Below are 21,401 nucleotides of genomic sequence, written 5' to 3'. Positions count from 1 at the left end.
GTATGTCCTTGTCGACATATGCCGGCGGGCCGCACACGCCATGCCGCAGGCTTGTCTCTAACCTATCGTTTTCTCGAGCATATTGAGCCAGTTGCGATAGGCGATTTTTTCGATCAGTGCGCGGCCGAAACCGCGTGCCGCCAATGCATCGATCAGCTTCGGCAGGCCGGCGACATCGCCGATGACGGCCGGGATCATGGCGCCGTCGAAATCGGAGCCAAGACCAACGCCGTCCTCACCCAGCGCCTGCAGCAGCGAATCGATATGCCGCACCATGATGTCGAGACTTGTGTCGGCATTCATGCGACCGTCCTCGCGCAGGAAGCCGGTTGCGAAGTTCAGCCCGACCATGCCGCCGGTTTCGCGGATCGCGCCGAGTTGCCAGTCGGTCAAGTTGCGCGAATGGCCGCAGATCGCGTGCACGTTGGAATGGGTCGCGACCAGCGGCGCATCGCTGAGCGCCGCGACATCGCGAAAGCCCTTCTCGTTGAGATGCGAGAGATCGATCATGATCTTCAACTGGTTGCAGGCCTTGACCAGCGCCTTGCCGGCATCGGTCAGGCCGGGTCCGGTGTCGGGCGAGGACGGGAAGCGGAACGGCACGCCGTGGCCGAAGGCGTTCGGACGGCTCCAGACGATGCCGAGCGAGCGCAGGCCGGCTTCATGCAGCACGTCGAGCATGGTGAGCTCGGGATCGATCGCCTCGACCCCTTCGATGTGGAACACCGCTGCGATCGAACCTTGCGCCATGGCATTGCGCACATCGCCGGCGCTACGGCAGACGGTGAGCGCTCCGGCCCGTTCCAGCCTGAACAGGATCGAGGCCATGGCGATCGTCGAGGTCAGCGCCTCATTGCGCGGAACCTCGGGCGGCAGCGGTTCGGCGACGCTCGGCGCCAGGGGCACGGCGCCGCGCCCGGATTTCTCGACAGGCGGCGGAAAGATGGCGAACATGCCCCCGGCGAAGCCGCCGGCTTTCGCGCGTGGCAGGTCGATATGGCCGCCCGATTTCCCCTCGATGAACAGTTTTTCGACGTCCGTGTCTTTCGACTGATAGAGTCTGAGCAACGTATCGTTGTGGCCGTCGAAGACGGGAACGAGATCGGTTTCGGTCATTGGGGGATCATTCGGTTCGTTTGTCGGCGCGGCGGCTAGGATACATCCTAGGCAGGATGCGCCACCCGCGCAAATGCCAAAGCCGCCCCGGCAGGATGGCAGCCGCTTGCCGCGCCGTTTCCAAGCAACGAAATCCCTACCGCTTCAGCACGTCGGCCCATTCCTGATGGCGGTGGAACTGGGCGTTGGCGAACGGGCAGAGCGGGATGATCTTCTTACCCGCCGCACGCGCATCCTCGACGGCGCGGGTGACGAGCCGAAGCCCGGCACCCTGGCCGCGAAAGACGTCCGGCACTTCGGTGTGGTCGATGATGATCTGGTGCTCACCGATCTTGGTGAAGGTCATCTCGGCCTCGGCGCCATCGGGTCCACGCAGGACATAGCGGCCCTTGGAACCGCGATCCTCAAGTTCGATCTCAGGCAGTTGTTCAGGCATCGCTATGCTCCTTGGGCAGCATCGGCAAAGAACCGCCGTGCCGCCTCGATCTCGTTTGGCCGCACCTCGTGCCCGCCATCGTGCCATTCCACTGTGACATCGGCGCCGTCGGCACGCAAATAGGCCTCGAGCCGCGTGGTCAGGTTCGGCGGACAGATCGGGTCGCGCTTGCCGGCGGTCATCAGGATATGGCGGCCGGCGAGGCTGCCCTTGACCTGCGGCTCGAACGGGATCAGCGGATGCATCAGCACCGACGCGTCGAACAGCGCTGGAATCGCGAACACCACGGAGGCCAGGACATTGGCGCCGTTGGAATAGCCGAGACCCAGCACGGATGACGGCTTCGCTGCTTCGACATGGGCCTTGACGAAGCCCGCCATCTTATCCGTCGCCCGCGCCAGATCGTCCATATCGTAGACGCCCTCGCCGGTGCGGCGAAAGAAGCGCGCGGCACCCTGTTCCAACACATCACCGCGCGGCGAGATGATGGTTGCCTGGGGCGCGAGATCGCGCCCCAGCGACAGAAACTGGTTCTCATCGCCTCCAGTGCCATGGAAGACGAACAGCAATGGGCCGCCCGGCGAACCGGGCAGCAGCTTGTGGATGTAAGCGTCCTTACTCATGACCTCAGCCTTCCAGTCTCGGCAGATTCTGTTCAAGATAGGGCCGCAGGTGCTGGTGCTGTGTCGGCAGCTTCAGCGCTTCGCCCAGATGAGCGGTATCCTCGTCGCGATCGAAACCCGGCTCGTTGGTGGCGACTTCGAACAGCACGCCACCCGGTGTGCGGAAGTAGATCGCCCAGAAGTAGTCGCGATCGATCACCGGCGTCACCCCATAGCCGGTGTCCATCAACGCCTTGCGCACCTCGAGCTGCCTGGCGCGGTTCTCGACCGCGAAGGCGACGTGATGGACGGAGCCGGCACCGAGATCGGCGAAGGCCGTGCTCGGCAACGATTCGATGTCGATAATATCGGCGCCGTTGCCGTTCTTCACCGCCAGCCGCCTGAGATTGCCGGACTTGTCGACTTCCTCATAGCCCATGAACTTCAGCAGCTCCTCAGTGGCGCCGCCATCCTTCAGCCTGAGCGATACCGAATGGAAACCGCGGATCGCCTGGTCGACCGGAACACCGCCTTTCGCCCAGGGCGCTCTGCCGTCGCCCTTGCCCTCGACCAGCGCGAAGCCGTCACCATCCGGTCCGGCAAAAGCCAGGCGCTTCTCGCCGAAGGTCTCTTCGCGCGAGAGGCCGGTGACGCCCTCATCGGCAAAACGTTTTTCCCAATAGGCAAGCGTGCCTTCCGGCACCGAGTAGACGGTGGTTCCGACTTCGCCGACGCCATGCCGGCCCTTGCCGATGTCGGGGAAAGGGAAATAGGTCATCACCGAACCCGGCGTGCCGGTCTCATTGCCATAATAGAGATGATAGACGTCGGGCGCGTCGAAATTGACAGTCTTCTTGACCCGGCGCTGGCCGAGTTTCCTGGTGAAGAAATCGTTGTTCTGGCGGGCATCCCTGGCCATCGACGTGACGTGATGCAGGCCCTTGATCTGGTCGAGCATTGTCTTGCTCCTTCCCTTGGTACTTGTGCGGCCCTCGCCGCTGTCCATGCCAATATGAGGACCAGAGCAGTTTACGCAAAGGCGGCAAACACAGAATGGACTGTGTCGCAAAAGTGAACGATGGAACAGAGTTCGTTCACCATTTGGCTCGCAGAGTCGGGCTTGCGCCGTGGCCAGAATTCGTTTCCATGAACGGCATTCGACATTCCGGGACAAAGGTATCGTGAGTGACTGGAAAAGCCAGGCGGCCCAACATTCTCCTGATCACATGCGATCAGTGGCGTGGCGATTGTCTGTCCGCAGCCGGTCATCCGGTCGTGCAGACGCCGAATGCCGACGCTTTGGCCGCGGAGGGTGTGCTGTTCAAGCGGCACTATGGCGGCGCGGCGCCCTGCTCGCCCGCCCGCGCCTGCCTCTACACCGGTCTCTACCAGATGAACAACCGCGTCTGCCGCAACGGCACGCCGCTCGACGCCCGCCACGGCAACATCGCGCTCTCGGCTCGCGCTCTGGGCTATGATCCGACGCTGTTCGGCTACACCGACGTCTCGCTCGATCCGCGCCTGCTGGCCCCGGGCGATCCGCGGCTGCAAAGCTATGAAGGCGTGCTGCCCGGCTTTACGGTGCGCCAGTTGCTGCCGGAGCACCAGAAGCAATGGCTATCTTGGCTGGAGCTGCAAGGTGTCGACGCCAGCGCCGGGTCCCCCGACATCCACCGTCCGCTGGCCGACGGCGTGGCCGGGACCACCATCAGCAACGCGCCGCCCGTCTACTGCGGGCAACAAACCCCGGCGGCCTTCCTGACCGGCGAATTCACGCGTTGGCTTGGCGAACAGGAGCACGCCACGCCGTGGTTCGCGCATCTTTCCTTCATCAGCCCGCACCCGCCCTTCATTGTGCCGGAGCCCTACAATACAATGTACGATCCGGCTGACGGCGCGGCCTTCCGGCGCGCGGCAAGCTGGCAAGAAGAGGCGGGAAACCATCCCTACCTTGCCTATGATCTCGGCCGGCAGAAACAGATAAAATTCCGCCCAGACGCCAGAGGCAAGGTGCTCGACTGGAGCGAAGACGATTTTCGCCGCATCCGCGCGATCTATTACGGCATGATTTCCGAGGTCGACGCGCAGCTCGGTCGCGTCTGGCAAGCGGTTAAGGCCGCAGGCGCGTGGGACGACACCATCATCCTTCTGACCTCGGACCATGCCGAGATGATGGGCGACCATTTCATGCTGGGCAAGGGCGGCTATTTCGACGGCAGCTACCACATTCCGCTGATTGTCCGCGATCCGCGCCACGGCAAGGCTGCCGGCGGCCGTGTCGACAGCTTCACCGAAGCGGTCGACATTTTGCCGACGCTTCTCGACCTGCTCGGCGAAAAGCCCGCGCCGCATCTCGACGGCGCCTCGCTGAAGCCGTTCCTAAGCGGAGAAACCCCTGCGGCGTGGCGCGATGCCGCGCATTGGGAGTTTGACTTCCGCTCGATTGCCGCGGGCGAGGCCGAAAACCATTTCGGCATCGCCGCACGTCAATGCAACCTCGCCGTTATCCGCACGGAACATTTCAAGTATGTGCATTTCGGCGGCAACCTGCCGCCGCTGCTGTTCGATCTGGAAAACGATCCGGGCGAGCTGGACAATCTCGCGGCCGACCCCAGTCATCTCACCGTGCGCCTGGAATTCGCCGAACGGCTGCTCGCCTGGCGGGCCGAACATCTCGACCAGTCGTTGGCACTGGCCGAATTGACCGAGAACGGCCTAGTCGGCCATGCCGCTAGCCTGCCACCTGGCCACACATAAATGAAGCCCGCGCTGTTGCCAGCGCGGGCTTCATTTGGCTGAACAGAATTACCTTACGATCATGCGCTGCTGATCGCGCTGTTCGGCATAGCTGCCCTTGTCATAGGCGGTTTGAGCCTCGAGCTGTTCCTTGGTGAAGGTCGTGTACAGGTATTTGTTGCCGTCCTTGTCGGTCATGAATTTGAGATTATCCATGCCGACCGCGACTTCCTTCTCGCCAATGCCGAGGAAGCCGCCGACGTCGACGATCACCGCGTCGGCCTTCTTGTCGGGCGCAAGCACGACATCGCCGATCTCGCCGACCCTGGCGTCGTTGGCGCCGTAGACAGTCGTGCCCTTCAGGTCATCGGCACGAATCTCGCCGACCGGCATCTCGGTCAACGTCGACTTGTCGATGGCGGCAGTCTGTGTCTGGTCGGGAGCCGAGGCGTCAGGGGTGGTCGCTGCCGGAGCTTCGGCGGTCTTGTCTGCCGGAGCGACAGCAGGAGCCGTGGTGTCAGAGGGCATAGCTGCCGGAGCGGTGGCCGCAGGCTCATTGGAAGCCGTCGTTGCCGGCGCCGGATCATAGGCCTTGCGGTCGAAATCCGGCTGCGCCTGCAGCTCTTCCTTGGTGGTCTGGGCGACCAGCCAGCGGTCGCCATCCTTCTCGGCCCACTGCGCCTTGGAGAAGTCATAGGTGACGTTCTTGGCGCCGAGACCAAGGAAACCACCAACACCGATGACAAGGGACTCGGCCTTGCCTTCCCTGGTCAGCACGATGTCATTGACGTCACCGATATTCTGCGCGTCGTCGCCGGTGCCGTTATAGACGTTTTCACCGATGATGTTGGTGGCAAGGTTACCATCCGCGCGCTTCACCGGTTCCGCCGGTGCGGCGTTCATGTCGGCCGGCTTTTGTGCCGTATCCGTCGTAGCGGGTGCCGTCGGTGCGGCCGCGTCAGTCGATGCCGCAGGTGCAGGGGCCGGACTGTAGAACTGGCTGTCGAATTCCGCCTGAGCGGTCAACTCGTCCTTGGTCGTCTGGGCTACCAGCCAGCGGTCACCATTCTTTTCGGCCCACTGCAGCTTGCTGTAGTCGAAGGCAACGCTTTTGGCGCCGACGCCCAGAAAACCGCCGACGTCGATGACAACGGATTTCGCCTGCCCATCCTTGTCGAAGACGACGTCGCTGACATTGCCGATGTTCTCGGCATCATCGCCGGTGCCGTTGTAGACGGATTCACCGATGATGTTGGTGACGATGCTGCCCTCTGCGCGGACTGCTGCAGCGCCTGACTCCTGAACGGCGGGGCTCTGCGCCGGCGTCGGGGTCGTCGCACTCTGCGCATAAGCGCCGGTGGCGATCAGTGTTGCGAGTGCGGTCGTGGCTAAAAGATTGCGGATCATGATAGTCTCTCCTCGTGCCTGATCTCATGCGCCGCGTCTTCGCTGGGGAAATCGGACGCGGCATCTACAGGTTCACAACGTCGTGACCAGTCTGTTGTTCCGACAAACCGCTGCCGTCCGGGAAACGAAACCACAGAAATATCGGGCCGCCGGGCAGCCCACGCGTAGCTAGGGAACCTTTCCGTCGCCGCCGCGTTTCAGCCATCGGCTGGGTGTGTCCCGGCCACTTTTCGGCTGACATGGTGGAGCGGGGCATGAAATTCGCAGCGGTGCTGAACCGGGATGGCGGCACTTTGCGCACCACCGACCTCGCCGCATTCTCCGACCGGATGCATCAAACGCTGGAAGCGGCGGGTCACTCGCTCAGCATCGAAATTGTCGCCGGCAAGGACGTGGTGGAAACGCTCGACAGCGCAGCTTCGCGTCGCTCGGTCGACATCGTGCTGGCGGGTGGCGGCGACGGGACCATTTCCGCCGCGGCTGCCCGGCTGATGGGCACGAAGAAGGCGCTAGCCATATTGCCGGCCGGCACCATGAACCTGTTCGCACGCGGGCTGGGCATTCCGCAGTCGCTCGACGGCGCGCTGAAATCCTTCGCCGACGGCGAAATCATCGCAGTGGACGTGGCGACGGCCAATGGCCAACCTTTCGTGCACCAGTTCTCGATCGGCATGCATGCGAAGATGGTGCAACTGCGCCAGAAGATGGAGTTCGGTTCGCGGTTGGGAAAGATCCGCGCCTCGGCCAAGGCGGCTTGGGCGACGATCAACAATCCACCTGCGATGAATGTGACACTCAGCATCGGCGAGGCCGAAATGGCGGCCCGCATCACCGGCATTGGCGTCACCAACAATTTGTTCGGCGAAGGCCATTTGCCCTACACCGACAATCCGGCGGGCGGCGTGCTTGGTGTCTATGTCACGGTGGCGAAGCAGCGCGCCGAACTGGTCAAGTTCTTCTTCAACGTGGCGCGCGGCAAATGGCGCGACAACGAACATGTCGAAATCCACCAGACGAACAGAACGGTGCTGAGAATCCATTCGAGCAGCCGCAAGTTTCGCGCCGTCATGGACGGCGAACTGGTCAGGCTTGACCGTGAAACGGTAATCGAGATCCAGCCTGGCGCGCTGAATGTACTGGTGCCGGCGAGCGCGGCTCAATCGAGAGCCGCCTGATGCGGTGCGTTGCATCCAACAAACCGGCTTTAACCAGCAGGAGCCTCTTCGGTGGTGTTGGGCGGTGTGGGGACATGCTGTTCATCGCTGGTTGGCGTCTTGATCAACACTCCATAGATCTCGGCAATGCCCCACGCGGCAAACACCAGAAGCAATGCGGCGATCAGGATTCGAAATCCATGCCAGCCCCATCGCCCCTGCCGGGCCTTGTTTTCTGGAATGATCTTGGCCATGCTCGATCCCTGTCTCATTCTGCACCAACTGGCGCGCTCGGCAAATCATTGTCGGGTAACGGTTCCTCGCTAGGATGGTTCCGGAAAAGCGCGTTGGCCTTGCACCGTCGCAAGCATGCGGCGGCGATGACCGGGACGAGGCAATTGGGGTGACTGGCAAGACGCAAACAGTGCCCGAGCTGCCCGCCGAAGTTGCGCGCGCAGTCAGGGATGTTGACCGGCTCGCTGTGCTGCACGGGTTGGAGATGCTGGATACGGCGGCCGACCCGGATTTCGACCGCGTCAGCAGCCTTGCCGCGGCGGTGATGCAGGCGCCGATTGCTCTGGTCACACTCGTCGACCTGGAACGGCAGTGGTTCAAATCCTGCTTCGGCCTGGACGAGACCGAAACCACGACCGACGTCTCGTTCTGCGCCCATGCGATTGCCGCCGGCGACGAGCCGATGGTTGTCGTGGATGCAACGACGGACCCCCGTTTCAAGACAAACCCGCTGGTCACCGGAAAGCACCATGTCCGCTTCTATGCCGGCGCACCGATGATCGTGGCAGGTGCCCGCATCGGCACGCTGTGCGTGCTCGACCGCGAGCCGCATGGTTCTCCATCCCGCGCCGAGCTCGACCAGTTGAAGGCGCTCGCCGGCCTCGCCGCCAGCCTGTTCACCCTCAAGGACGCAACCCGCAGCGGCACGATCGCCGAGGCCGCACTGGTTCGCGAGGAAAAACGGCGCGCCATCGCACTCGATGCGGCATCGCTCGCCAGCTGGGCATGGGATATCCGTACCGATATCATCGAATGCGACACATTGATGTCGGAGCTGTTCAACCTGCCGCGCTCCAACCGGTTGCGCGCACGCGACATCCTCACCGCCATCGATCCGCGTGACGTCTACCAGACCGAAACCCGCTTTCGCGACGCCCTGACCGGCAGCGACGACTATTTCGGCGAATACCGGGTGAAGGGCTTTCACCCGCCGCGCTGGCTCGCCACGCGCGGCCGTGTGATCGAGCGTGACGGCGACGGCAAGCCGACATTGATCTTCGGCGTCAACTACGACATCTCCGAGCGCAAGCTCGGCGACGAACGGCAACGGCTGCTGCTGCGTGAGCTCAACCATCGCGTCAAGAACACTTTGGCGACCGTCCAGGCGCTGGCAACACAGACCGTGCGCCATGCCCGCCAGCCAAGCCAGTTCCTCGAGGCCTTCGGCGCCAGGCTTCAGGCCTTGGGCATCGCCCACAATCTGTTGTCGGACCGCGAGTGGCGTGGCATCGGCATCAGTGAACTCGTCCAAATCGAGGTCAAACCTTTCGAAACGGCCGAGCAGCCGCGCATGACGATCTCCGGCGACGACCTGCTGCTGTCGCCCGACCAGGCCATCGGGCTTGGCCTGATCCTGCATGAACTCGCCAGCAACGCGCTGAAATATGGCTCGCTGTCGGTGCCGTCAGGCAGGGTCGACCTCGGCTGGAGGACGCAAGGCAGGAGGGATGCCCGGCGTCTTGTGCTGACCTGGCGTGAAAGCGGCGGCCCGCAAGTCGCTCCGCCGGATCGGCACGGCTTCGGCTCGATCCTCATTCGCCGCAGCCTTGCCAAGGTCATTTCCAGCGAAGTGACCCATGAATTCCGGCCGGAAGGCGTATTTGCCGAAATATCGATGCCCCTGGAAGATCTGTCGAAGTGACCTCCCGACAGCTCTATCTCCGCTCGCTCTCGTCCGGATCGTCGGATTTCACATTCTCGCGGTAGATGGCGTAGGCCGCGAGGGCCACGGCCGGCCCCAGAATGACGCCGAGACCGCCTTTTCCCTTAAGCAGGCTCGGCAGCACGGCGAGTGCGGCGGTGATGCCGATCGCCTTCATGTCGGCATTGCGGCGCTGCGCCCGGCGCCGGGCACGCGAGCCTGCCGATATCCGGTAGACCAGCAGGACAAGCCCGGCAAGCACCAGAAAACCGACGCCGAACCCCAGTGCCGCGGCAAGCGGCCCATAGCGCATCGCCGCCCAGATATAGGCGGCCCCGACAAGAAAGCCGAGACCGCAAAGTGCGGCGGCCATGGCGATCACATAGACGATTGCCGCCGTGCGCGCCCGGTATATGGCGGCCACGGTCTCCCCCGAGGCGAGACCCGAGATCAGGGTTGCCAGCATTCCCATCCGAAGCGACTAGCGACGCGCGATGAGTGCGAAAAGGAAGCCGACGCCGGCGGCGATCGCCAGTGACGTCACCGGCTTTTCGCGTACACTTGCCATCATCTGCGCTTCGATGTCCTTGGCATTGCTGCGCAGGCTGTCAAAGGCTGCTTCGCCCTGCGCACGCAACTGCTCGACCCCTTCCGTGGCTGCGCGGCGCGCGGTGCCATAACCATGCTCGCCGGTCTTGGCCAGTTGTTTGGTGAGCTTGTCGATGTCGGCCTTCAACTGCCTGATGTCGGCTTCCAGGTCCGCATTTGCACGGGCGTCGTTTGCGGTCTTTCCTGCGGCAGTGGCCATGGCTTAACTCCTTGTGATTGCTTGGTTTCAAACGCGCTGCCCGCCTCAAGGTTCCGGCATTGGGACAAAGTAGCCGAAAACGCATCGGCGCGCACCGGTCCGTCGGCTCCGGCAAGAGACGCTTCCTCAGATTAATGGCCGGCGCGCTTCACCCAGCCCTTCCCAGCCGGCGAGCCGCTTGAGGCCTTCATTGTCGGAGACCACGCAGCCGCCGTCGCGCCAGACGATCAGCTTGCGATCCATCAGCTTGCGGATCGTCTTGTTGGTGTGAACCAGCGACAGGCCGAGCGTATCGGCAATGTGCTGCTGCGTGATCGGTATCTGGACAGTTTGGTTGCCATTCAGTCCAACGACCTTGGCGCGGCTGCCGATGAAGGCGATGAGATAGGCAGCGCGCTCGATCGCACTGCGGCGCCCGAGGCTGAGCAGGTTCTCGTCCAGCATCCGCTCTTCACGCGATGCGATCCAGGTGATGTCATAGGCCAGCCCGGGATGATTGCGGTACAGCTCATGCAGATATTCGCGCTCGAAAACACACAGCAGCATCGGCGACAGTGCCTCTACGGAATGCTGCATCTCGCCCATCACACTGCCTTGCAGGCCGATCAGATCGCCGGGCATGAGATAGTTGAGGATTTGGCGGCGGCCGTCCCGCAACAACTTGTAGCGAAACGCCCAGCCGGAGAGCACGGTGTAGAGATGGGCGCTATGGCTTCCCTCCACCAGCACCGTGCCACCCTTTTCGACTGCGAGTTCGCCCTTCTTGAATTTGCTGATGAAGGCCAGTTCCTGTTTTTCGAAATCGCGGAAAATCGGCAACGGCCGCAATGGGCAGTTCTCGCAAGGATATTGGCTATTGTTCTGGACTGACATTTCGACCCCCTTCGAAAGCCCGCTCTTGGAGGAGCGCGTTTCCCGTTGCAAGGATTGAGATTCCGCCCGCTTGCCACATGTCTTTTTTAAATGACAGCAAGCGAATTAGCGATCATGACTCCGGCGTTTCAAGGAGTCTTTGCCTGTGCCCACATTGCTTGACGGATTGCGGATTCTGGTCCTGGAGGACGAATTTCTGATCGCCATGGATGTCGAGCAGCTTTGCCGCGACCATGGCGCCGATGAGGTGGTGATCGCCCGTGACCTGACCGAGGTCGATGGCCGCGAGGTCGCCACGCGATTCGATGCAGCCATTGTCGACTTGATGCTGGGCGGTGTCTCGACGATCGATTTCGCCTCCGGCCTGCGCGCGGCAGGCATACCTTTCGTGTTTGCGTCGGGCTATTCGGATGCAGAGGAGATCAAGGCATCGTTTCCGGGCGTCAGGCTGATTGGCAAACCCTATTCGGGTGAAGACCTCGTGCAAGCGGTCGCCGCGGCCTGCGGACGCGCTTGAGACACGATCGCGGTCAGCTTGCCGGCGAGCTCGTTACCTGGGCCGAAATTGCGTCCGGACCATACTCGTCCTCGCCTGATATTTTCAGGATCTCCTGCAAGCGCGTACGGGCTCGGCTGACGCGGCTCTTGATCGTCCCCACCGCGCAACCGCAGATCTCGGCGGCCTCCTCGTAGGAGAAACCAGACGCGCCGATGAGGATGATGGCTTCGCGTTGGTCCTCCGGCAATTGTTCCAGCGCCCCACGAAAATCCTTCAGGTCAAGCTGGCCGTGCTGAGCCGGATGAACGGCAAGCCTGGCCGTCATGATACCGTCGCTGTCCTGCACTTCGCGCCCGCGCTTGCGCATCTGCGAATAGAACTCGTTGCGCAGGATGGTGAAAAGCCAGGCCTTGAGGTTGGTGCCGGGCTGGAAGCTCTCATGCTTGTCCCAAGCCTTGACGAGCGTTTCCTGGACGAGGTCGTCGGCTTTATCGGCATTTTGCGTCAGCGACACGGCGAACGCGCGCAGACTTGGGATTGCCCCAAGCAGATCGGTCTTGAAGCCTTGGGAGACCGCGGCCATGCCTCAGTCCTTCTTCTGTGCGGGTTCAGCCTGTTCCAGCTGGCTAAGCAACTGGGAAAAGCGATCCGGCACATCGTCGGAGACCAGCGCGTCGTAATATTGTTTGAGTTTGCGTCCGATTTCGGAGTTCGGCCCAAGGGCGTCACCAGAACCGTTCCGGCGCCTGCTCTCGGCGCCAGCCAGAATATCTTTCGTCATATCCTTCATTTTGCCCTTGTATTCCCAGCGCTCAAGCCGCTCTTATCATACTCAACACAACGCAAGCGGCGCCCTCGTCTGGTCGCCCATCCCGACCACAAACGCCACTCCCCGGCTTTTGTTCCGTCGAGGCGGAACTTTTTCAAAAAATCCGCGTTAACGTCAGGGCTTGCAGTCAGCTTGACCTATGCACCTATGCAATCACGTCATTCTGAGGGAGACGTCTTACCATGAGCTTATCCGCCACCATCGCACCACATCTGCCCTTCCTGCGCCGCTTCTCGCGGGCTGTTTCCGGGTCGCAAGAGAGTGGTGATGCGCTGGTAGCCGCGATGCTCGAGGCCATCATCGCCGATATCGAAATATTTCCCGAAGCATCGAGCGACCGCATCGCGCTGTACAAGGTGTTCGCCAAGCTGTTCACATCGGTCGCCATCCGCGTCCCACAGGAGCAGGCGCAATCGGCGTGGGAACAGCGCACCGCCGCCAATCTGAATGCGATCGCGCCGCGGCCTCGTCAGGCCTTTCTGCTCGTGGCTGTCGAAGGCTTCAGCGAGGACGAAGCGGCTGAGATCCTCGACGTCGGCGACCAGGAGTTTTCAGAGCTGCTTGCCCAAGCGAGCAACGAGATATCCCGTCAGGTGGCAACCGACGTCCTGATCATCGAGGATGAACCGCTGATCGCCATGGATATCGAAGAAATGGTAGAGAGCCTCGGGCACCGCGTCGTTGGAACGGCGCGCACCCATGCCGAGGCAGTGATGATGTTCGGCAAGACACGGCCGAAGATGGTGCTGGCCGACATCCAGCTTGCCGACGGCAGTTCCGGCATCGAGGCCGTGAACGAGATCCTGTCATCGACGTCGGTGCCGGTCATCTTCATCACCGCCTTCCCCGAGCGCCTCTTGACTGGCGAACGGCCGGAACCGGCCTTCCTGGTCACCAAGCCGTTCAATCCCGACATGGTCAAGGCGCTGATCAGCCAGGCACTGTTCTTTGACCGCCAGGCGAAAGCCGCCGCATAGTCGTGAATTGGGGAAGTGGTAATCGTGCCGCCTGATGCACGCGGGCGGCGACGGTGAAATTCCTGCGCGCTTCCTGCTTGAACGATTTGCAAGCTCGGTCTTTTTCGGCAAAGGGTGGGAACAAACCGCACCCACCCACGTTTTTATCGCAGCATTCGAAGGAGATGCATCATGCTTTACTGGGCGCTCGTATTTCTCGTCGTTGCGATCATCGCCGGCGCGCTTGGTTTCGGCGGCATCGCCGGTACATCTGCCGGCATAGCGCAGATATTGTTTTTCATCTTCCTCGCTTTCCTGGTCATTTCGCTTCTTGCGGGCCTGTTCAAACGGGCTTCGTAACGACCAACGGCCGAACACTGGAAGCCGCACCCCTCAAACGGTTTCCAGCCACCGCCGGGCGGTGTCCTAAAGGACGCCGTCCGGCGGACCGTTTTTGGCGGCGGGTTCGGGAAACCTGTTTGGAACCCATTTACCGGTGAGCCGTTCAGCCTGAATTGGGTGGACAGTTTGGCCGATGGGTTCCAGGACCGGAAACAGGAAGGACGACGTGCAAAGCGATGAAGTCATCGCCCTCCATCCTGCCGAAAGCGGCATGCAGCTCGGCCGCGCCCTTCTTCACGCGTTGCACAATGCCGGCATTTCCGTTCTCTACCAGGATCGCGAGATGAAAACCGTATGGGCGCGCAACATGCGTGCGCCCTGGGTTTCGGACACCACCGACAGCATCGGTATTCTGCCGGAGGCGCAGGCCGACCGCATCGGCGCGGCCAAGCGCGACGTCATTGCATCCGGCAACCCCCAACGTCTCGAGATCAGCGTTCCCGTCGAGGATGGCAGCCGCTGGTTTGAGGTCTGGATCGATGCCGACCACGGCGACGGCGGCACGGTGCAAGGCGTCGTCACCACAATGGTCGAGACGACCGAGCAAAAGCGCCGCGAGCAGACCCTGACGACGCTGTTGCGGGAGGTAAGCCATCGCTCCAAAAACCTGCTGGCGATCATCCAGAGCATAGCCACCCAGACCGGTCGCTACTCCGACAGCATCGGCGATTTCCTGACACGCTTTCGCGGCCGGCTGCAATCGCTGGCTTCGTCCCAAGATCTCGTGACCTCTTCCAACTGGCGGGGTGCAGCACTTCGCGAACTCGTATCGGGCCAGGTGGGCCGCTACGGCGGCGATCCGGTTCGCAGCCTGAGATTTCAGGGGGCAAACCCCTATCTCAATCCCAACGCTGCCCTGCATATCGGCCTTGCGATGCATGAACTCGCCGTCAATTCGGTGAGCTATGGCGCCCTGTCGCGGCCCGATGGATTCGTCGATGTTACAGCTAACCTGACCGCCGCCGACACGGGAACCTCCCTGTCCCTGACATGGGCCGAGGCAATCGGAGCCAGTGATGTTAGGCGTAGCGAGAAGCGCTTCGGCAGCGTCGCACTCGAACGGGTCGTGCCGACGTCGCTGAACGGAACGGCGACGCTCGAAATCGCGGCTGGCCGTCTCGAGTACCGCCTTGTCGTTCCGCACGGCAATTTCGAGACGGATTGAGCGACCCGAGCTTCCTTAACCAGCTGTTCACCATAAAAGCAGATGCTGTTTTTCCCAGATACCGCTGGAACTTGTTGCATCACCGAACATTTCCGCAGCAGGATTGCAGCATGGTGCGGGAGGAATGCCTTGACGGTTGCCGACATGAACAGACTGGAGCAGGCCGCCCGGATTTCCATGGGCGAGTTTGAGGACTCCGAGGCATCCGCGCCACCGCTGGCCCCTGTTCCCAATGGGGCCTTGCGCCTTGTCGCGCTGGGCCTGCTGGCCGTGATCGCGGTGGTCGCCCTGTACCAATTGGTCTGAGGCCAGCTCGTTTCGGCCGGTGACAGAATCGATTGTCGCCCTCTTACTTCCCTGCCCGGCCCAGCGAGCCAGGAACTTTGGCGAATGTAGACCGTTACTATGGCGAGAGGACTTCCCGCCATGGAACATATCGCTGCATTGCTGCTGGTCATCGGTTGCTCGAACACGATGGCCGACTGCCGTGAACTCCAGGTGCCCAGAAGCGTTTTCGCGAGCGCCGAGCAATGCGTGGCCGAACGCCCGTTCGCCTTGGGCGACGTGCAAGGGCAGGCTGACAACATCGTCGCCAAATGCCTTGCCGTCGATCCGGCGCTTGAAGACGACTATGATAAGATCGTCTGGAATGTGCGCGCCGATGGTACGCTTGACGCGTCTTTGGCAATTTCCAGCCTCGTAATGGCGTCGAACGCGGCACGCCCAGAAAAAGACTATCTTCACCAACAATAGATTGCAGCAGCAAAGGCCGTCATTTCATGCTAAATGGCAGCTGGAGCTTTACCAAGTGAGGACAAAAAGTGAGGAGTGACTCTATGCGGAAGATGATTATTGCACTGGTTGCGGTGGTTGCCGTCAGCGGCTGCACCTCGACCGAGCAGGACGTGGTTGGCGGCGGCTTGATCGGCGCCGGTGTCGGCGGCTTGGTCGGCGGCGGCAAGGGTGCGCTGATCGGCGCGGCCGTTGGTGCCGGTTCCGGCCTGCTGGTGCGCAATCTGCGCAACGGCTATTGCCAATATCGCGATCATCGCGGCCGGATCTACACGGCTCGCTGCAACTAATTCGGCGATCATCGAAACGTCGATCCGGAGGCCGGTCCGCTGGCCTTCGGATTTTTCATGTCTGGACGCTTGATCCTTTTCGGGTGAAGGTCGCGCTCAGTTGGCGAGTGGAATTTTGATTTCCACGTTCAGCCCATTGGCCTGGTAATCGCGTTTAATCGTACCGCGCAGTTCGCGCGTCACGTTGAGATCGATCAGCTTGGTGCCGAATCCGGTCTTGGCTGGCGCTTCGAGTTTCGTCTGCCCGTTTTCGCGCCAATTGAGAGCCAGCGTCCTGTCGCGCCCGCGCCCTTCGACCGACCAGTCCACTTTCAGCGCGCCGACGGAATTGCCGGCTTCGCCGTATTTCAGCGCATTCGTCGCCAGTTCGTGGAAGGTCAGGCCGAGCGCTTGCGTCGTGGTTTCGTCGAGCAGCACCTGTGGTCCCGACAACAGCTCATCGGGTAGCTCCTTGCCGAACACCTGACCCAGCTCGATGCGCAGGAGATCGCCAAGATCGGCCTTCTGCCAGCGCGAGCGCGTCAGCATATCCTGGGACGCCGCCATCGCCTGCAGCCTGGCCGAGAAGGATGCGGAAAACTCGTTGACGTCGGTAGCCCGCGACGCCGTCTGGCGCGCGATAGCCAGCACCCTGGTAATCGAATTCTTGATGCGATGCTTCATCTCCTGCAGCATCAGGTCTTTTTCGATCAGGCTCTTTTCCGTCGTTTCGTGCAATCGCGACGCTGCCTCATAGGCCCGCTCCTGATAGCGCGCCACCAGCGCGATGGCGCCCGCCAACAGCAGGCCGAACAGCCCCAGCATCACCGGAATGGCGCGCGACGACGGCTGCGAGAAGGCGCTTGTCGGCCGGAACAGGACAGTCCACGGCCGTCCGGCGACGATGATCTTTCGGGTGACCAGCAGCCTGTCGCCGAAAGTCGACGCCGGCGGCGTCTCCGACCGGAACAGCAGATTATCGCCGTTCACGGCACCATCGCCATCATAGATTTCGGTGTTGACCGGCAGCAACGGCGACCGGCTGAGCGCGGTCTGGAACAGATCGCGAGCCCGAAAGGCCGCATAGAGAAAACCGGCCGTCGAGGATCTCGAAGCATTGATGACGTCGGGAGCGGTTTCGACATTGAGCCGCACGAAAACGAAGAAGCCGGTGAACGTCTGCGCGGCGCCCGTGTCCTGGCCCAATTGCACCAGCCCGCTGGCGTGCTGCTGGTCGTCGGACATCGCCTTTTCGATCGCCACACGCCGCGCCGGTTCGCTGAACATGTCATAGCCGATGCCGGCTTGATTGGATGGATCCAGCGGTTCGAACAGCACGATAGGGGTGCGCCAGGGTTGAGTGGTATCCGGATAGATTGGATGACTGTCGCCATAATCGTGCAGCATATCGCGTTCGACCGTCGCCTCGTCGCCCGCCTTTGCCAGCCTGAGGAAGCCGATACCGCGCAAGCCGGCGAAATTCTTGTCGACATCGAGCGCGTTGAAGAACGCCTTGAACTCATTGCGAGAAATATCGCCATTGCGGGCGTCGAACAGGGCCTGCGTTGAGCGCAGCAGCGACAGATGCAGGTCGATGCGGCTCTCGATCCGGTTGAGCGCATCGTCGGCAGTCGCCTCGAACTTGATGCGCGCGGCTTCCTGCGTGGCGAAATAGGCAAAACCTGCCATCACCATGCTGATCAGCGCGACGGCGATAAAGGCGATGATCGGAAAAAGCTTCTTCAACGGATCGTGCGGTCCCTGAGCAATGTCGGACCTTTATGGGCAAGTCGCCGTGCCAACACAATGCCAAGGCCAAGCCATCCTTACGGCTGGCATATCACGTGTCCGGCAACCGCGATCTGGCTCGATCTCAGGCCGCTATCTTCAGCGCGCCCGGTCCGGGAATGGCGCCCGGCGGGCATTTGCCCAGAATGATCATCCCCAGCACCTCGTCCTGGGTGACATCGGTGGTGCGGGCGGTGCCGACGACCTGGCCGTTCTTCATGACGCAGACCCGGTCGGCAAGCTCGAACACATCGTGGATGTCGTGGCTGATCAGGAAGATGCCGATGCCGTCGGACTTGAGCTGCTTGACCAGTTCGCCGACCTGCGCCGTTTCCTGCGGACCAAGCGCCGCCGTCGGCTCGTCCATGATCAGGATGCGGGCGTTGAACAGGATCGCACGCGCGATCGCCACCGATTGCCGCTGGCCGCCCGACAGCTTGATCACCGGCTCCTTGAAGCGCTGGAACCGGGGATTGAGCCGACCCATCACCTTGCGCGCCTCGGCCTCCATGGCAACGTCGTCGAGCGTGCCCCAGGCGGTCATCAGCTCGCGGCCGAGGAACAGATTGGCGGCGGCATCGACATTGTCGGCCAACGCCAGCGTCTGGTAGATCGTCTCGATGCCATATTTCTTGGCGTCGCGTGGATTGGAGATCGATGCCTCCTCGCCGTTGACGAAGATCTGGCCCGAATCGCGCTTGTAGGCGCCGGACAGGATCTTGATCAATGTCGACTTGCCGGCGCCATTATGGCCGAGCAGCGCCACGACCTCGCCGGGGAAAAGATCGATCGAGGCGTCGTCGACGGCGCGGATGCCGCCAAACGCGATCGAGATGTTCCTCATGTCGATCAGCGCGGTGGCTGCAGGAGCAGTCTTGTCAATCATGGCATGCCCTCCTAGACGCGCTTGCGATAGACGGTGTCGAGCCACACGGCGATGACCAGTACGGCCCCGACGACGATGCTCTGCAGCGGCGAGTCGACGCCGAGCAGCACCATGCCGGACTGCAGCGACTGCATCAGCAGCGCGCCCAGCATGGCGCCGATGATCGTTCCCGATCCGCCGGCAAGCGACGTGCCGCCGATTACGGCGGCTGCAATGACCAGCAGTTCGTCGAGCGTTCCAAGCACGTTGGTGGCCGAATTCTGCCGGGCCGAGGAGATTGCCGCGGCGATCGTGGCCAGCACGCCCATGATCATGAACACCTTCATGGTGATCCAGCGCGTGTTGATGCCGGCGAGATTGGCCGCCTCGGGATTGCCGCCGATGGCAAAGACATAGCGGCCGAAGCGGGTGCGGTTGGTGATGAAGGTCATGACCAGCCCGACGGCGACCGCCATCAGCACCGGTATGGCGATACCGTGGGCGATGAACAGGCCGCCTTCGGGAAGGGTGATGTTGTTGGCGGCCGCATATCTGTTCACGATGCCGATCGGCCAGGGATAGGAATTGGCGAGCCAGACCGCGCCCATGATGGCGCCGCAGGTGACGACTCCGAGCAGCGTCTCGGCCCAGATCGGACGTAGCGGAAACCGGAAACGCTTGCGCTGCACCCGGCCGTTGAACAGCCCAAACACCACGGCGAGGCAGGCGACGATCCCGACGACCCAGCTCCAGGTCGCGCCGATCGATCCCGCCGGCCCGCCGCCCATCAGCTGAAAGGTGGCGTCGAGCGGCGCCACGGTCTGGCCTGACGTGACCCACCAGGCCGCACCGCGCCAGACCAGCAGGCCACCCAGCGTCACGATAAAGGCGGGCACTTCGAGATAGGCGATGACGAAGCCTTGAAAGGCGCCGATCAACAGGCCAAGCGCCAGGCCGATGACCAGCGCCAGGACCCAGATCCACGGATTGCCGAGTTCGAGCCCGACAAAGCGCACCAGGAAATGAACCTGAGCAAATCCCATTACCATGCCGATCAGGCCCTCGGCGGAACCGACCGACAGGTCGATGTTGCGCATGACGATGACCAGCACCATGCCGCAGGCCATGATGGCAACCGCGGATGTCTGCACCGACAGGTTCCACAGATTGCGCGGCGTGAGAAAGGTGCGGCTGTCGAAATCGAGCGGGTTGACGCCCAGGCGCAGGCTGGAAATGACATGCAGCCCAATCCAGATGACCAGCAGCGCACCGATCATGCCGAGCATGCGGGTGTCGATCTCGGTCGCCTTCAGGAACCGGGCGACGGCCCCGAGTTCCGACGCGCGCGCCGTATCGGCCTGTGGGTTGGACGTCGTATCGGTCATGATTTCCTCCCACCGACTGGCCGTCTGACGCGCATGCCGGAGCCCAGCCTAGAAGCTATCCGCATGATGCGGAAACACAAAAGTTTTTGAGAAAACGCCGCGGCTTTTGGGCCGCGGCGTTGAGAATGCAGGCACAAGCCAGCTTTTAGTTGCAGGCCGCGACGGTGCCGGCAGCGACGCCCGTGCAGACTTCTTCCTTCTTGATCCAGCCAGCGTCGATGACGAGGTTGAGATTGTCCTTGGTGATGGCAATCGGGGTCAGGAACAGCGACTTGACGGTGTTGCCACCCGGCGTCGTGAAGTCCTTGGCGCCGGCAATGTCGCCGGTCTTCTTGCCGTCTGCGAGCTGCGAAGCGATCTCGGCGGCGGTCTTGCCGAGCTCACGCGCGTCCTTCCATACCGAAACGGTCTGCGTGCCGAGCGCGATACGGTTCAGCGCGGCGTGGTCGCCGTCCTGACCCGAGACCGGCACTGTGCCGGCAAGGCCTTGCGCCGTCAGCGCCGCGACGACGCCACCGGCGGTGCCGTCATTGGCCGCGACCACCGCGTCGACCTTGTTGTCGTTGGCGGTCAGGAACTGTTCCATGTTCTTCTGGGCGTTGGCGGGCAGCCAGCCATCCGTGTAGGCTTCGCCGACATTCTTGATCTTGCCGCTGTCGATGGCTTCCTTGAGCACTTCCATCGAGCCCGAGAACAGGAAGTCGGCATTGGGATCGGCACCGGAGCCCTTGATGAAGACGTAGTTGCCTTCCGGCTTGACCTTGAACACTTCGCGGGCCTGCATGCGGCCGACTTCCTTGTTGTCGAAGGTCAGATAGAAGACGTCCTTGTTTTCGATCAACCGGTCATAGCCGACGACCGGAATGCCTTCGTCCAGCGCCTTCTGCACCGCAGGGCCGATGGCCGAGGCGTCCTGCGCCAGGATGATCAGCGAATTGGCGCCCTGCGAAATCAGGCTTTCGACATCGGTGAGCTGCTTGCCGGGATTGGACTGCGCATCGGCGGAGATGTACTTGTCGCCGGCGGCCTCGATCGCCGTCTTCATGGCGGCCTCGTCGGTCTTCCAACGCTCTTCCTGGAAATTGGACCACGAAACGCCGACGACCTTGTCCTTCGCCTGCGCGACAGACGCGAGCGTCAGCGACATGGCGGCACCCGCCAGGATGGCGGCTGTGAATCTTTTCATATTATCCTCCCTGCGCCGCGTATGGCGCGACCAAACTGACCCGAGGGCCGGCACAGAAGCCCTATTTTTTCGAGCCTCGAAAAAACACTGGGCCAACGTCCGAACGCTGTCAACATCGATTCTGATGGATTTTGATGTCATTTCGAGTTTTTTTCGAGTCTCGGAATAAATAAATGACAGGGCGTGCAGCTTCTGCC

At 62.1% G+C, this 21,401-nt stretch carries 25 protein-coding genes; 10 read left to right on the top strand and 15 right to left on the bottom strand.

All coding sequences use genetic code 11. The features are described from left to right. Window positions 1-57: 57 nt before the first annotated feature. From NKJ00_RS07180 to NKJ00_RS07165, 4 genes are all read right to left on the bottom strand, one after another. Window positions 58-1,116 carry a dipeptidase gene (locus NKJ00_RS07180; RefSeq protein ID WP_352629279.1) on the bottom strand — a complete coding sequence of 353 codons (1,059 nt, stop codon included), beginning with the start codon at window positions 1,114-1,116 and terminating at the stop codon, window positions 58-60. A 136-nt stretch (window positions 1,117-1,252) separates the two neighbouring features. Further along, on the bottom strand, window positions 1,253-1,552 hold the full coding sequence (locus NKJ00_RS07175) for a GNAT family N-acetyltransferase (RefSeq protein WP_352629277.1): 300 nt from the start codon (window positions 1,550-1,552) through the stop codon (window positions 1,253-1,255). Between the two features lie 2 nt (window positions 1,553-1,554). Continuing rightward, window positions 1,555-2,175: an alpha/beta hydrolase gene (locus NKJ00_RS07170; protein WP_352629274.1), complete on the bottom strand. Its 621-nt coding sequence runs from the start codon at window positions 2,173-2,175 to the stop codon at window positions 1,555-1,557. Between the two features lie 4 nt (window positions 2,176-2,179). Then, window positions 2,180-3,112, bottom strand: a complete 933-nt coding sequence (locus NKJ00_RS07165) for a VOC family protein (RefSeq protein ID WP_352629272.1) — start codon at window positions 3,110-3,112, stop codon at window positions 2,180-2,182. A gap of 227 nt (window positions 3,113-3,339) precedes the next feature. On the opposite strand from NKJ00_RS07165, the gene NKJ00_RS07160 reads away from it, so the two are divergent. Next, window positions 3,340-4,911, top strand: coding sequence for an alkaline phosphatase family protein (locus NKJ00_RS07160; RefSeq protein ID WP_352629270.1), 1,572 nt, complete (start codon window positions 3,340-3,342; stop codon window positions 4,909-4,911). A 48-nt stretch (window positions 4,912-4,959) separates the two neighbouring features. Here the strand turns inward: NKJ00_RS07160 and NKJ00_RS07155 are convergent, their stop codons facing one another. Continuing rightward, window positions 4,960-6,297, bottom strand: a complete 1,338-nt coding sequence (locus NKJ00_RS07155) for a PRC-barrel domain-containing protein (protein WP_352629268.1) — start codon at window positions 6,295-6,297, stop codon at window positions 4,960-4,962. A 254-nt stretch (window positions 6,298-6,551) separates the two neighbouring features. On the opposite strand from NKJ00_RS07155, the gene NKJ00_RS07150 reads away from it, so the two are divergent. Then, a complete protein-coding gene (locus NKJ00_RS07150) occupies window positions 6,552-7,472 on the top strand; it encodes a diacylglycerol/lipid kinase family protein (RefSeq protein ID WP_023811005.1) in 921 nt (306 codons plus the stop codon). Between the two features lie 29 nt (window positions 7,473-7,501). On the opposite strand, the gene NKJ00_RS07145 is transcribed toward NKJ00_RS07150, so the two are convergent. Further along, window positions 7,502-7,705, bottom strand: coding sequence for a hypothetical protein (locus tag NKJ00_RS07145; protein WP_023811004.1), 204 nt, complete (start codon window positions 7,703-7,705; stop codon window positions 7,502-7,504). Between the two features lie 149 nt (window positions 7,706-7,854). Here NKJ00_RS07145 and NKJ00_RS07140 point away from each other — a divergent pair, with 149 nt between their 5' ends. Further along, a complete protein-coding gene (locus NKJ00_RS07140; protein ID WP_023811003.1) occupies window positions 7,855-9,387 on the top strand; it encodes a sensor histidine kinase in 1,533 nt (510 codons plus the stop codon). A gap of 13 nt (window positions 9,388-9,400) precedes the next feature. On the opposite strand, the gene NKJ00_RS07135 is transcribed toward NKJ00_RS07140, so the two are convergent. The 3 genes from NKJ00_RS07135 to NKJ00_RS07125 all read right to left on the bottom strand — a co-directional run bounded on the left by NKJ00_RS07135 (window position 9,401) and on the right by NKJ00_RS07125 (window position 11,068). Continuing rightward, window positions 9,401-9,859, bottom strand: coding sequence for a hypothetical protein (locus NKJ00_RS07135; RefSeq protein WP_023811002.1), 459 nt, complete (start codon window positions 9,857-9,859; stop codon window positions 9,401-9,403). Between the two features lie 9 nt (window positions 9,860-9,868). After that, window positions 9,869-10,195 (bottom strand): ElaB/YgaM/YqjD family protein, encoded by a 327-nt coding sequence (locus NKJ00_RS07130; protein WP_023811001.1) that lies wholly within the window; start codon window positions 10,193-10,195, stop codon window positions 9,869-9,871. Between the two features lie 126 nt (window positions 10,196-10,321). Further along, the gene (locus NKJ00_RS07125) at window positions 10,322-11,068 is read right to left on the bottom strand and encodes a Crp/Fnr family transcriptional regulator (protein ID WP_023811000.1); all 747 of its coding nucleotides are present in this window, start codon (window positions 11,066-11,068) and stop codon (window positions 10,322-10,324) included. Between the two features lie 205 nt (window positions 11,069-11,273). On the opposite strand from NKJ00_RS07125, the gene NKJ00_RS07120 reads away from it, so the two are divergent. After that, window positions 11,274-11,585: a response regulator gene (locus NKJ00_RS07120; RefSeq protein WP_050592687.1), complete on the top strand. Its 312-nt coding sequence runs from the start codon at window positions 11,274-11,276 to the stop codon at window positions 11,583-11,585. 13 nt (window positions 11,586-11,598) lie between these two features. Here the strand turns inward: NKJ00_RS07120 and NKJ00_RS07115 are convergent, their stop codons facing one another. Together NKJ00_RS07115 and NKJ00_RS07110 are read right to left on the bottom strand one after the other, a co-directional pair. Further along, the gene (locus NKJ00_RS07115) at window positions 11,599-12,150 is read right to left on the bottom strand and encodes an RNA polymerase sigma factor (RefSeq protein ID WP_013529285.1); all 552 of its coding nucleotides are present in this window, start codon (window positions 12,148-12,150) and stop codon (window positions 11,599-11,601) included. A 3-nt stretch (window positions 12,151-12,153) separates the two neighbouring features. Continuing rightward, window positions 12,154-12,357: a NepR family anti-sigma factor gene (locus NKJ00_RS07110; protein WP_023810998.1), complete on the bottom strand. Its 204-nt coding sequence runs from the start codon at window positions 12,355-12,357 to the stop codon at window positions 12,154-12,156. Between the two features lie 221 nt (window positions 12,358-12,578). Here NKJ00_RS07110 and NKJ00_RS07105 point away from each other — a divergent pair, with 221 nt between their 5' ends. The 6 genes from NKJ00_RS07105 to NKJ00_RS07080 all read left to right on the top strand — a co-directional run bounded on the left by NKJ00_RS07105 (window position 12,579) and on the right by NKJ00_RS07080 (window position 16,001). Beyond that, a complete protein-coding gene (locus NKJ00_RS07105) occupies window positions 12,579-13,373 on the top strand; it encodes a response regulator (RefSeq protein ID WP_023810997.1) in 795 nt (264 codons plus the stop codon). Window positions 13,374-13,544: 171 nt separating this feature from the next. After that, a complete protein-coding gene (locus tag NKJ00_RS07100; protein ID WP_013529282.1) occupies window positions 13,545-13,712 on the top strand; it encodes a DUF1328 domain-containing protein in 168 nt (55 codons plus the stop codon). A 175-nt stretch (window positions 13,713-13,887) separates the two neighbouring features. Next, on the top strand, window positions 13,888-14,919 hold the full coding sequence (locus NKJ00_RS07095; RefSeq protein ID WP_164893021.1) for a sensor histidine kinase: 1,032 nt from the start codon (window positions 13,888-13,890) through the stop codon (window positions 14,917-14,919). Between the two features lie 129 nt (window positions 14,920-15,048). Next, a complete protein-coding gene (locus NKJ00_RS07090) occupies window positions 15,049-15,225 on the top strand; it encodes a hypothetical protein (RefSeq protein WP_127295168.1) in 177 nt (58 codons plus the stop codon). A 120-nt stretch (window positions 15,226-15,345) separates the two neighbouring features. Further along, the gene (locus tag NKJ00_RS07085; protein ID WP_023810995.1) at window positions 15,346-15,672 is read left to right on the top strand and encodes a hypothetical protein; all 327 of its coding nucleotides are present in this window, start codon (window positions 15,346-15,348) and stop codon (window positions 15,670-15,672) included. An 83-nt stretch (window positions 15,673-15,755) separates the two neighbouring features. Beyond that, window positions 15,756-16,001: a YMGG-like glycine zipper-containing protein gene (locus NKJ00_RS07080; RefSeq protein WP_023810994.1), complete on the top strand. Its 246-nt coding sequence runs from the start codon at window positions 15,756-15,758 to the stop codon at window positions 15,999-16,001. Window positions 16,002-16,097: 96 nt separating this feature from the next. Here the strand turns inward: NKJ00_RS07080 and NKJ00_RS07075 are convergent, their stop codons facing one another. The 4 genes from NKJ00_RS07075 to xylF form a co-directional block, all read right to left on the bottom strand. After that, entirely contained in the window at window positions 16,098-17,726 is a 1,629-nt protein-coding gene (locus NKJ00_RS07075) for a CHASE domain-containing protein (RefSeq protein ID WP_128305027.1), read from the bottom strand. Window positions 17,727-17,853: 127 nt separating this feature from the next. After that, on the bottom strand, window positions 17,854-18,654 hold the full coding sequence (locus NKJ00_RS07070) for an ATP-binding cassette domain-containing protein (RefSeq protein ID WP_023810992.1): 801 nt from the start codon (window positions 18,652-18,654) through the stop codon (window positions 17,854-17,856). Window positions 18,655-18,665: 11 nt separating this feature from the next. Next, a complete protein-coding gene (locus NKJ00_RS07065; RefSeq protein WP_023810991.1) occupies window positions 18,666-20,018 on the bottom strand; it encodes a sugar ABC transporter permease in 1,353 nt (450 codons plus the stop codon). A 145-nt stretch (window positions 20,019-20,163) separates the two neighbouring features. Beyond that, window positions 20,164-21,204, bottom strand: coding sequence for a D-xylose ABC transporter substrate-binding protein (gene xylF, locus NKJ00_RS07060; protein ID WP_023810990.1), 1,041 nt, complete (start codon window positions 21,202-21,204; stop codon window positions 20,164-20,166). Window positions 21,205-21,401: the final 197 nt, after the last annotated feature.

The sequence above is a fragment of the Mesorhizobium sp. M0227 genome, from assembly GCF_040321855.1.
GTDB lineage: Bacteria > Pseudomonadota > Alphaproteobacteria > Rhizobiales > Rhizobiaceae > Mesorhizobium.
This window is presented reverse-complemented; position numbering and strand designations above follow the sequence as displayed.

Excerpts from the sequence above, each read along its gene's own strand:
- NKJ00_RS07095 (WP_164893021.1), top strand. The coding sequence starts at position 13,888 with ATGGGTTCCAGGACCGGAAACAGGAAGGACGACGTGCAAAGCGATGAA.
- NKJ00_RS07110 (WP_023810998.1), bottom strand. The coding sequence starts at position 12,357 with ATGAAGGATATGACGAAAGATATTCTGGCTGGCGCCGAGAGCAGGCGC.
- NKJ00_RS07120 (WP_050592687.1), top strand. The coding sequence starts at position 11,274 with ATGGATGTCGAGCAGCTTTGCCGCGACCATGGCGCCGATGAGGTGGTG.
- NKJ00_RS07135 (WP_023811002.1), bottom strand. The coding sequence starts at position 9,859 with ATGGGAATGCTGGCAACCCTGATCTCGGGTCTCGCCTCGGGGGAGACC.
- NKJ00_RS07100 (WP_013529282.1), top strand. The coding sequence starts at position 13,545 with ATGCTTTACTGGGCGCTCGTATTTCTCGTCGTTGCGATCATCGCCGGC.
- NKJ00_RS07125 (WP_023811000.1), bottom strand. The coding sequence starts at position 11,068 with ATGTCAGTCCAGAACAATAGCCAATATCCTTGCGAGAACTGCCCATTG.
- NKJ00_RS07085 (WP_023810995.1), top strand. The coding sequence starts at position 15,346 with ATGGAACATATCGCTGCATTGCTGCTGGTCATCGGTTGCTCGAACACG.
- NKJ00_RS07105 (WP_023810997.1), top strand. The coding sequence starts at position 12,579 with ATGAGCTTATCCGCCACCATCGCACCACATCTGCCCTTCCTGCGCCGC.
- NKJ00_RS07165 (WP_352629272.1), bottom strand. The coding sequence starts at position 3,112 with ATGCTCGACCAGATCAAGGGCCTGCATCACGTCACGTCGATGGCCAGG.
- NKJ00_RS07070 (WP_023810992.1), bottom strand. The coding sequence starts at position 18,654 with ATGATTGACAAGACTGCTCCTGCAGCCACCGCGCTGATCGACATGAGG.
- NKJ00_RS07080 (WP_023810994.1), top strand. The coding sequence starts at position 15,756 with ATGCGGAAGATGATTATTGCACTGGTTGCGGTGGTTGCCGTCAGCGGC.
- NKJ00_RS07150 (WP_023811005.1), top strand. The coding sequence starts at position 6,552 with ATGAAATTCGCAGCGGTGCTGAACCGGGATGGCGGCACTTTGCGCACC.
- xylF (WP_023810990.1), bottom strand. The coding sequence starts at position 21,204 with ATGAAAAGATTCACAGCCGCCATCCTGGCGGGTGCCGCCATGTCGCTG.
- NKJ00_RS07130 (WP_023811001.1), bottom strand. The coding sequence starts at position 10,195 with ATGGCCACTGCCGCAGGAAAGACCGCAAACGACGCCCGTGCAAATGCG.
- NKJ00_RS07180 (WP_352629279.1), bottom strand. The coding sequence starts at position 1,116 with ATGACCGAAACCGATCTCGTTCCCGTCTTCGACGGCCACAACGATACG.
- NKJ00_RS07115 (WP_013529285.1), bottom strand. The coding sequence starts at position 12,150 with ATGGCCGCGGTCTCCCAAGGCTTCAAGACCGATCTGCTTGGGGCAATC.
- NKJ00_RS07155 (WP_352629268.1), bottom strand. The coding sequence starts at position 6,297 with ATGATCCGCAATCTTTTAGCCACGACCGCACTCGCAACACTGATCGCC.
- NKJ00_RS07170 (WP_352629274.1), bottom strand. The coding sequence starts at position 2,175 with ATGAGTAAGGACGCTTACATCCACAAGCTGCTGCCCGGTTCGCCGGGC.
- NKJ00_RS07065 (WP_023810991.1), bottom strand. The coding sequence starts at position 20,018 with ATGACCGATACGACGTCCAACCCACAGGCCGATACGGCGCGCGCGTCG.
- NKJ00_RS07145 (WP_023811004.1), bottom strand. The coding sequence starts at position 7,705 with ATGGCCAAGATCATTCCAGAAAACAAGGCCCGGCAGGGGCGATGGGGC.
- NKJ00_RS07175 (WP_352629277.1), bottom strand. The coding sequence starts at position 1,552 with ATGCCTGAACAACTGCCTGAGATCGAACTTGAGGATCGCGGTTCCAAG.